The 9,583-nt window shown below is 55.9% G+C and carries 7 protein-coding genes and 1 pseudogene; 1 reads left to right on the top strand and 7 read right to left on the bottom strand.

All coding sequences use genetic code 11. From position 1 onward, the window contains the following. Window positions 1–196: 196 nt before the first annotated feature. Genes APA10_RS10930 through APA10_RS10915 form a run of 4 tightly spaced genes read right to left on the bottom strand, consistent with a single transcriptional unit; the run spans window position 197 to window position 3,997 of the window. Window positions 197–1,171 carry an ABC transporter substrate-binding protein gene (locus tag APA10_RS10930; RefSeq protein WP_035366394.1) on the bottom strand — a complete coding sequence of 325 codons (975 nt, stop codon included), beginning with the start codon at window positions 1,169–1,171 and terminating at the stop codon, window positions 197–199. Beyond that, window positions 1,168–1,788, bottom strand: coding sequence for an ANTAR domain-containing response regulator (locus APA10_RS10925; protein WP_003630800.1), 621 nt, complete (start codon window positions 1,786–1,788; stop codon window positions 1,168–1,170). Before APA10_RS10925 ends, APA10_RS10930 begins: the two co-directional genes overlap by 4 nt. After that, the gene (locus APA10_RS10920; protein WP_003630798.1) at window positions 1,788–2,327 is read right to left on the bottom strand and encodes a flavodoxin domain-containing protein; all 540 of its coding nucleotides are present in this window, start codon (window positions 2,325–2,327) and stop codon (window positions 1,788–1,790) included. The genes APA10_RS10925 and APA10_RS10920 overlap by 1 nt, the downstream gene beginning before the upstream one ends. 56 nt (window positions 2,328–2,383) lie before the next feature. Next, window positions 2,384–3,997 carry an ISL3 family transposase gene (locus tag APA10_RS10915; protein ID WP_003630797.1) on the bottom strand — a complete coding sequence of 538 codons (1,614 nt, stop codon included), beginning with the start codon at window positions 3,995–3,997 and terminating at the stop codon, window positions 2,384–2,386. A 132-nt stretch (window positions 3,998–4,129) separates the two neighbouring features. On the opposite strand from APA10_RS10915, the gene APA10_RS10910 reads away from it, so the two are divergent. Next, window positions 4,130–4,984 (top strand): DUF1173 family protein, encoded by an 855-nt coding sequence (locus APA10_RS10910; RefSeq protein WP_003630796.1) that lies wholly within the window; start codon window positions 4,130–4,132, stop codon window positions 4,982–4,984. Between the two features lie 9 nt (window positions 4,985–4,993). Here APA10_RS10910 and APA10_RS10905 read toward each other — a convergent pair whose 3' ends face one another. The 3 genes and pseudogenes from APA10_RS10905 to nirD form a co-directional block, all read right to left on the bottom strand. Beyond that, window positions 4,994–5,299, bottom strand: a complete 306-nt coding sequence (locus APA10_RS10905; RefSeq protein WP_035366392.1) for a hypothetical protein — start codon at window positions 5,297–5,299, stop codon at window positions 4,994–4,996. Window positions 5,300–5,423: 124 nt separating this feature from the next. Continuing rightward, a complete protein-coding gene (locus APA10_RS10900; protein WP_080587159.1) occupies window positions 5,424–8,903 on the bottom strand; it encodes a molybdopterin-dependent oxidoreductase in 3,480 nt (1,159 codons plus the stop codon). A 7-nt stretch (window positions 8,904–8,910) separates the two neighbouring features. After that, window positions 8,911–9,534 (bottom strand): annotated as a pseudogene (gene nirD / locus APA10_RS10895) (nitrite reductase small subunit NirD); the annotation flags it as partial. Between the last annotated feature and the right edge of the window lie 49 nt (window positions 9,535–9,583).

Genomic DNA, 9,583 nt, shown 5'->3' with positions numbered 1-9,583 from the left:
TCAGTCGAGCCACCATGAGGATCGGGCTCGCCAATATCGTCTACAATATGCGCCTCTTCCTCGAAAGATTGAACGCGAGCGCATAGCCATCCAGCGAGAGACAACTCCCAATCTGCTCAAAACGCAGACTGGACGCCATCGCAAAAAACGTCAATCAAATCGCCAAAACCCAGAAATTACCGGCCAAGCACATCAATCAAGGGTTCTTCGATCCCTCCACGTTCCATTTTTCTTCCAGAAAATCGTGTTCCGTTTGAGTGATCCAGCCCAGCCCCTGCATATCATCCAGCATCCACGCCACGTTCCCTGCTTCTGTATGGCCATGGATGTAATGTGTTTTTTCTGTAAAGCCTTCGCCACTCAAGGTCTTAAGTGTTGCAGCCTCGGGCAGGTTTAATCCTTTTTCTTCCAGCGGTGCGGCTAGGTCATGCGCAACAGTCTGCCTGTTTTCCGCATTGCGCAAAAAAATCCTGGCATCGTTCAGCGCGTTGATAATTGCTTTGCAGACATCCTGATTTTGAGACGTGCCTTGTGGCACAACAAACTGCTTTTCAATATGACGCGGCATAACGGTTTGAGAACCACCAGCCAGAAAAGCAAGGTTTTGCAGGCAGGCTTCTGTCCCCCATGGCGGGCCGACACACCCGCCATCTATGGAGCCATTCATCAGGGCGCTGATAATATCAGGTGGGGGCATGACCTGAATTTCAATATCCTGCTCCATGTTCACCCCTATGGATAACAGGAACCGCTTGAGGATAAGAAAATGGGTTGAATACATATGCACAACAGAAAGCCTTGGACGGCGGCCGATTGTAGCGCGCCATGTCTCAAAAGCCTCACGCCCTTTATCCTCCGTGGGCCACTGGCCCATCAGCGGGTTGGTGCCACGCAGTATAACGGTGTTGCCCCCATAGCTTAACGTCGCAAGGGGCTTGAGTGCTGGCATATGCCCACGCCTGCCCAAAGAGGTCATCATGGCCAGTGGCGCAAACATAATGGCTGCATCGAGTGTTTTCCAGACCAGACCATCTGCGATATTGGCCCATGAAGGAGAAACCACCAGTTCCGTCCTAAGCCCGTATTGCGCAAACAGGCCCGCATTATGGGCAAGCATAACGGGCGCACTATCAGACAGGCGCAACAACCCGATACGGAGAGGTCTGGTCATAGTGTGTCGCTTTTCTGCTGAGCGGCGAGGTACTGGGTGGCCACGGTGACAATACGCTGGGATGTTTGCATTGCCCGCCCTCGGAACCAGCGATATGCCTGTGTTTCATTTGTTTTTTCATTTTTCATGAACAGCTTTTTGGCCTGATCAATAATCCTGCGCTCTTCAATTTCCTGCTGTGCGGCACTGAGTTCCGCCCGCGTGCGCTGAAAACGCGCATAGAGCGCAATTGCTGCACGGAGCAGCGGCTTAACATCATCCGGGGGGGCATCCAGAACATTGTAGGAGCATACCCCAGTATCAAACGCGGTTTCCATAAGGTCCACATCGTCCTCATCCACAAACAGGGCAATGGGCCGTTCCAGTGCTGGAACAAACAGTGCGCGCACGCTATCCAGCGCATCACGGTCTGCGCGGGCCATGTCCACAAGCACAACATCGGGGTAGTACTGGTGTACGGCTTCTATCAGGCTCATGCCAACAGGAACGGACTGTACATCAAGCGACGGGTCCGCCCGCAGCGTATCGGACAAGGCCTTTGCCCGTCCGGGGTTTTCATCGGCAACCAGCACCTTGATGCGGGTGCGCATGGGGGATGGAGCAGGATATTTATCCATTAATAAATATCTCGCAGGTAGCGGCCCCCTCTGGTCAGTCCGGCAACATAATCATCCGCCTGGCTTGCTGGCATGGCCCCATGCCGTGCCACAATACGGCGCAATGCGGCATCCACATCACGCGCCATACGCGCCGCATCTCCACAGATATAAAGGAAAGCCCCGGCCTGCAACCAGTTCCATAGCTCTGCCCCGGCTTCCTCCATCCTGTCCTGCACATAGATCCGCTTGGGTTGATCGCGCGAAAATGCGGTATCAAGCCGTGTCAGGCACCCGGTATGCGCAAAGCGGGCCAGCTCCTCCTGATAGTAAAACCCTTCCTGAGCGTGCCGTTCGCCAAAAAACAGCCAGTTGCGCCCTGTTGCGCCAAGGGCTTCACGCTCCTGCAAAAACCCGCGGAATGGCGCAATACCCGTGCCGGGGCCGATCATGATCACATCCGTCCCGCCATCTGCGGGAAGATGGAAATGCGTTGTGGGTTGAACAAAAACCGGCACATCGGCCCCGGCGGGCAACCCGGCAAGCCAGTTTGTGCACACACCGGGCCATGGGTCGTTATTCGGTTCTTCCGCACTTTTCGTGATGATGTTTTTGGTTATGCTGGCTGGAGGACACGAGCCCTGAGGAGTTCGAAGCCTGCTCTTCCGAACATGGTGCGCTTGATCATTTTCAGTCGGCTGATCTGTCCTTCAACCGGGCTGGTTGTCCAAGGTGTGACAAGAGACGCTTCAATGGCAGCCGCATCCCGTTCAAGCGCGGGAATCAGACGTGACAGCAGCGTCGTCTTTCCTTCTTTGAGCAAAGCCTTCAGATCGCCTTCCGTGCTGGTGTCACCCTTTTTACAGAGCAGGGTCTGCATTTTCCTGAGCCAGCAGAGTGTGACGGCAAGGTGCGGTTCGGCTTCCAGAAGGGCAGGAACCAGCAGTCCCTCCTGTCCGGCAGATAGCGGATCCTCTGCAAGGAGAAGCCGCGCAAGTCTGCGTCCCAGAGGTGGAGCGACATGCGCGGAAGAAACGGGTTTCGCGGAACATCCCTGTCGCGTTACCACCCATTTCCAGACGGTGCCATATTGTCCTGCAAAGCCCTGCTCCAGGAGTTCCCGCCATAGCTGACGACTATTGCGACATCCTTCGGACCATCTCTTTTCCAGGTGGGCTGCGTAAGGCACGAGTATGCTGCGTGGCGGAACCGTCCTTTTCCATGGTGGTGCATGGCCCCGCTGAAACCAGCGCCGCACGGTTTTTCTCTCTACCCCGATCGTTGTGGCGATAGCCTGAATGCTGTGTCCCGCTGCTTTCAGGGCAAGAGCTTCCTTGAAAAGAATATCACGTCGTTCCCCAGAGGCTGACCTGACGACCGCCTGCGCCTCTTCTGGATGCGCTCTGATTGTTTCAGATATTTTGCTTACTGCCGTTGATACGTTCAGCTGTCGTGTCAGGGTCCTCACTGTTGTCGTAAAACGGTCCAGAATGCTGACAAAAGCGTCTGACAGGTTCTTCAGCAGATGCCAGCGGTCTGTCACCTGAAGAGCGGATGGTGCGCCTCTGCGGCATCCGTCTGCATAAGCACCGGCACGGTCTCTGGCAATGATTTCAATACCGGGATGGACCTGCAGCCATCGGGCAAGGGTATCAGCGTCCCGATCTGGCAGGAGGTCAATGACATCATTTTTCTCAAGATCAACCACAATCGTTCCATAGTGATGTCCCCGCCGCCATGCCCAGTCATCCACCCCCACCACACGTGTACGGGCCATGCCTTTTGTGGTGTTCTGCGCACGTGAGAGAAGACGGCGGACAAGAGTATCGGCGCTGATGGGGCAACACAGGCGCACGGTCATTCGTGCTCCAGCGGAACCGCCCAGGGTATGGGCGATATAATAATGAAGATCGGCAAGACGTGTGGTCTGTCTGCCATGACGCACGGTTATCCCCTCAAGGGGCATGACAAACGTCCGACGTGGACAAAGCATCGTCTGGCAGAAAAAGCGCGGCACAGAAACGATCAGCGTGGCTGGACGGCCCTGCCATGGAAGATCCGCGAGTTTTCTCTGATAGAAACTGTGAATGCGTCGTGTCGGGCACTGACAGTCCGGACACACTGCACTCCGCTTTCGCAGACTGACTTCGATCTCCACTCTGTTGTCCAGTGCAACAACACGACGAACGACGAGGGAACGGGGAAGATCAAGAGACCGAAGGCGTGACACTGGGGAATATCCATGAAAGTGAACGACTTTCTGGATTTCCCAGTTCCGGAACCTAAGTACAAGATACCCATCACGAAAAGTGCGGAAGAACCCAGTTCTCAGTGAAAATCAACAGGTAAAACCCAGAGACGCATGACCACTCTTGGTTTGCTGCACCTCGTGTGGGAGCGTGCCGGTCTACATTACTGGCGCCCACAGTTTGCAGGACACCGTATTGATCCTAAAGCGCTCAGGCGAGCTTACGCGACGTCTAGCAACATCAAGATTCAGCGTGGCATCACCTTAGATCAGGTGCTCTGTCCTGTCGTCTCCAATGATCGGGGTATTTTGTACTCTACACAGCGAACCATCAAAGATCATTCAGAGAAATTCAGACTGTATGTGATTGGGCGCTTGAGTAGTGCTCAGGCCGATCCTTATGGAAAAGGATACAATATCGAACTGTCTGGAGTTCGAGATGGCTACCGCATGTTCATGTCGATTTCACAGGCAAAATGGGAGCGATTGGAAAAATCGCATTCAAGAGAACTGGCAGAATTTTCTCGGAATGAGGAAGGGCTTTCAGTTTTTGGATTATTCCTTGTCACCATTGATCCAATAAAAAACGGAAAGTATAAAAATTTTAGTTCTGTTCAAATAGAAGATGCTGCTCTCATGACAACAACTGAGCAACTTATTCCGGTCGAAAGCCGCTATGAAGCTAAAATTGTTGAGTTATTAGTTCAAGAAGAACGAACCTTCATAAAGCCGCTCCGCTTTGATGCAGCACGAGAGCTTGTCCGGCCTGACTTTATCTTGACTGATATCGGCAAAAAAGAAGGCTATCCAATGGAAGTATTTGGGCGAACGGATGAAAAATATCTCGCACGTAAAGCTGAGAAAGAAAGCTACTACGCGCGAGTATTTGGTTCTGACAACTGGTGGTCATGGAATGCCGCAGACGGAGACCCCATACCATCATTACCAGATCACGCTTTGAATCAATGAAGCAAACGATCAGCTGATGGCGTAGCATTGAGACGTAGCGGGTTTTCCCTTCATGTTTTCGACCTCACATCGGAAACGACCTCGATTTGTTTCAATGATATAAATTCCCCCAGTTATGTCCATCATCGCGGCCTCTACCCGGCCGTCTTTCAACAAGTCAGACATCGGCGTGCTGACCGGTTCATTTTTCGTTGGAACTTTTGGTGCTTCCGTTGTCGGCTGATCAGCCATTGCATTTGGTATCGTCCCACAAACCAAGGTTGCTAGAGCCAAGGCAACGGGAATACTTTTTTTCAACATACTCAAACCTTTCATGAGTCAAAATTATTCAGGAATGCCTGCCCCATCGTGATCGGCAAGGACAGTTGTACATCATTGTTGCAAATTCATGATCTGATGGAGAGAGTCCAACGGTTCACCTCTTTGTCAGGCAAACACATTATCTGCTGTCGTGAATCTGGATTTCCCAGTTCCGGAACCTAAGTACAAGATACCCATCACGAAAAGTGCGGAAGAACCCGTTATTCACGCCCACAGTCAGTTCCACCACCCGCCCCGACACGAGCGGGGAAGAGGCTGTGGAATAAAGCCGGGGCTGCATCCTGCGGAACAGGGTGGGCACATCCTGCGCTGCAACATCAAGGCGGGCCGCCTGCAACAGTTCGGGCAGGTAACCGCCTTCGGTCCGGCCAAGTGCATGCAGCATTGCCGGGTTGGGGCGTGCCAGATCAAAATGGCGCAACAGGGCATCGTGCAGTCCAACGGTGCCTGCGCCCTTTAGGGTCACGGGAGTATCCGCTGGCAGGCCCAATGCCGCCAGAGTGGTTTTGACAACCTCTACTGCGTTGCAGGGCCATATCCCCAGCGCATCTCCGGGCTTCCAGTCCAGGCTGCTCTTGCCCAGGTCCAGGCCAATACGGCGTGTATCCTTGCTGGCAGCGCCCTGACACAAGCGTTCGTTCAGTGCAAGGCGGGCAATAACCGGCGCATCCCTTGTGCCAACTCTGGGCTCGGGCAGCGTGGTGGCGGGTGGGGACACTGGGGGTGTTGTGCTGTCCAGCACAGCCAGAAGCTGGCCACGCCAGACTTCTACCGTATCCTCAAAATCCGGTTCGCAATCCACGCGGTCCATGATCATACAGGCACCCAGCTCCCGCAGGCGGCCATCCAGCGCACAGCCAAACCCGCAGAAACTGGCATAGGAGGAATCCCCCAACGCCAGAACCGCGCAGGAGAAGCCTGTCAGTGCCTCCTTGCGCGCACGCAGGGTGTCCCAGAATGGGGTTGCACAATCGGGGGGATCTCCATCCCCAAAAGTGGAGACAACAAAAATCGCCTTCCCCTGCCCAAGGTCCGCATCCTTGCAGTGATCCAGACAGGCGAGTTCCACCGTATACCCGGCCTCCCGCAGCCAGACAGCCACGGTAGCGGCCAGCGCCTCCGCCCGACCAGTCTGCGATGCCCACCAAACCCGGATGCTCTGCCGCACGGCAAGAACATTCGGGGGAAGAGGCTGGGCACACGCCTCCCCCACACGGCTGAACAGGCCCGCCAGCAGGCCGTTTACATAACTCCGCGCTTCCACAGGCAAGGGAGCGGATGCGGGTACATCCGGCACCAGACCGGGTTGTGGGGGCACCATACGCAACCCTTCCAGAAAACCTTTCAGCCATATTCTGGCCTGTTCGGGCAAATCTGGCTGGAGGGCTGGATCATCAAGGGAGAAATGGCGCATCAGGGTATCAAGCGGCATAGGGGCACTTCCTTCTTCCTGACGGGGGGCTGAGGGTGGCAACACATCTGGCGCAACCCGCTCCAGCTTAACGGCACAGAGCTTGAAGCCGGGCTGGAGGGAGAGCGGGTCCACATCATCCGACGTAACCGCATTGACGGCCATGTCCGGGCCAAAGCGGTCATTCCAGTGGAATGGGGCAAAGCACTGCCCCGCCCCCACGCGCTGGCTGATTTGAACAGGCAGAACAATGTGCCCACGGCGGGACGTCACCCTGACACGATCATCCGCCTGCAACCCAAGTGATTGGGCATCCTGCACCGAAACCTCCACAAATGGGCCGGGGTTCAGGCGGTTCAGGCTGGCAACACGGCCTGTTTTGGTCAGGGTATGCCACTGGTGTTGCAGTCGGCCACTGTTGAGCACAAAGGGGAACTGCTCATCTGGCCATTCCTGCGGGCGCATCCACGGGCGCGCGTAAAAAATCGCACGCCCATCGGGGGTGGGAAAAACCGGTAGCACCTGCCCGGCCGGTACATAGCGCACCGGGTGGCGGGCCTGCGTGTCCCCCACAGGGGCAGGCCACTGCACCGGGCCCTGGCGCAGGCGCTCATAGCTCACTCCGGCGCAGTCATAGCCGGTTTTGGGGTTTGTAAAACGGCTGAGTTCAGCAAACACTTCAGCGGCGGAAGTAAAGGAAAAACCCTGCTCAAACCCCATGGCGCACGCAACGCGGGCAATAAGCTCCCAATCGGCCAGTGCTTCCCCCGGTGGAGCGACCGCCTTTTGTGCCAAGGTCATGGTCCGGTCGGAATTAACCTGCACGCCATCCGCTTCTGCCCAAAGGGCGGCTGGAAGCAGACTATCGGCAAATCCTGTGGTTTCACTATCTGCAAAGGCGTCCTGCACAACCACGTAATCCGCTTTTTCCAATGCCCGTATGACATGGCCGCGATTGGCAACAGTGGCCACAGGGTTGGTGCAGATAATCCAGCAGGCTTTTATGCGGCCTTCTTCCATGGCCTCAAACATGGCAATGGCGCCATTGCCCCCTACATCCCGCAGGGTGCCGGGGGGGAGCTTCCACTGTGCCTCCACAAATGCGCGGTCTTCCGCCACCAGCGCGCTGCGTTGCCCCGGTAGCCCCGGCCCCATGTAACCCATTTCGCGCCCCCCCATGGCGTTGGGCTGGCCGGTCAGGGAAAACGGGCCGCAACCGGGTTTGCACAGCGCGCCTGTGGCAAGGTGCAGGTTGCATAGCGCATTGGTATTCCATGTTCCCGCAACGCTCTGGTTCAGCCCCATGGTCCACAGGCTCATCCAGTCCCCGGCCTGAGCAATCCAGCGGGCGGCGGTCATAATATCCGCAACAGGCAGGCCGGTTATTTCGGCAACAGTGCTGGGCGCATACTCTGCCAGAAATGCAGGCATGGCATCCCACCCACGGGTTGCCTGCGCGATAAACTGTTTGTCTATGTCTCCATTTTCAACAAGAATATGCAAAAGGCCATTCAGCAAGGCCAAGTCTGTTCCCGGGCGGATGGGCAGATACAGGTCCGCCTTTTCCGCCGTGGCCGTTTTGCGTGGGTCCACCACAATCAGCTTGGCGCCAGCTCTTTTCCGCTCCATCAGACGCAGGAACAGGATCGGGTGGCAATCGGCCATATTGGACCCGATGACAAAAAACAGGTTGGTGGTGTCTATATCCTCATAACTGCCCGGTGGTGCGTCTGCCCCGAGCGAGAGCTTGTAGCCTGTACCTGCCGCTGCCATGCACAGGCGGGAATTGGATTCTATATACTGGCTTCCAACATACCCTTTTGCCAGTTTGTTAATGAGGTACTGTGCCTCCACAGACATCTGACCGGACACATAAAACGCAATTGCGTCCGGCCCATGTGTATCCAGAACACTCCTTAACCTTGCTGCCGTTTTGTCAATCGCCTGTTCAAGCGGAACCGCCACGGCATCCGCCCCACGTTGCGGGCGCAACACGGCGGTTTTTAAACGCTCCTGCGCATATAAGGGCTTATCGCACGAACTGCCTTTTGTGCATAAACGGCCGGCATTGGCAGGGTGCGCGGCATCACCCCGCACCTTTGCAATTTTTCCATCCTTTACATCCAGAATAATCCCGCACCCTACGCCACAATACGGGCAGACAGAACGGAATGAAGTATCAGGCATGGCCACGTCAGGCAGGCGTCAGTTCAGGTGTACCCTGCCCGGCGCGCACCCTGATCTGCACCTTGCCGTCCACCAGCCGTGCATCCCATGTGCGCAGCCGGACCGATGCATCCTCCAGACACTGGCCATCTTCCAGACGGAAGTGCTGCTTGTACAGTGGCGAGGCCACAACCCGCTGCCCCTTGATCTCCCCTATCAGCCCACGGCCAATAATATTGGCATGCGAAAACGGGTCATGGTTATCCAGCGCATACACACAGGCGGGCTCAACCTGCGTGGCCGGAACATAGAACAGGGCGACCTGATTACCCTCGCACCATGCGACCACACCGGATTTTTCCACAAGGTCCGTTTGCGCGCACAGTTCCGTCCATGCCTGCGGGCCTGCAAGGCTCCCTGCCTCGGGCAGGTTGGCAGCGGGCCTGACCTGATCACGCTCGGCCACGGTGCGAATGTTGGGGTCTGGGCGGGCATCGTTTACAAATGTGCGGAACCGCTTGAGTTTGTCCTTGTCGCTCAGTGCGTCCCGCCATTCGCAATGGTAGTGGTCCACCACCAGTTGCATCTGGCGTTCCAGCTCTTCGGCAATGCCAAGACTGTCGTTGATGATCACGTCCTTGAGGTAATCCACGCGGAAATCTCACAGAAGGGTTGTACATCGGGTTAGATTATGAAAAAGT

The sequence above is a fragment of the Acetobacter pasteurianus subsp. pasteurianus LMG 1262 = NBRC 106471 genome (assembly GCF_000285275.1).
Lineage (GTDB): Bacteria > Pseudomonadota > Alphaproteobacteria > Acetobacterales > Acetobacteraceae > Acetobacter > Acetobacter pasteurianus.
This window is presented reverse-complemented; position numbering and strand designations above follow the sequence as displayed.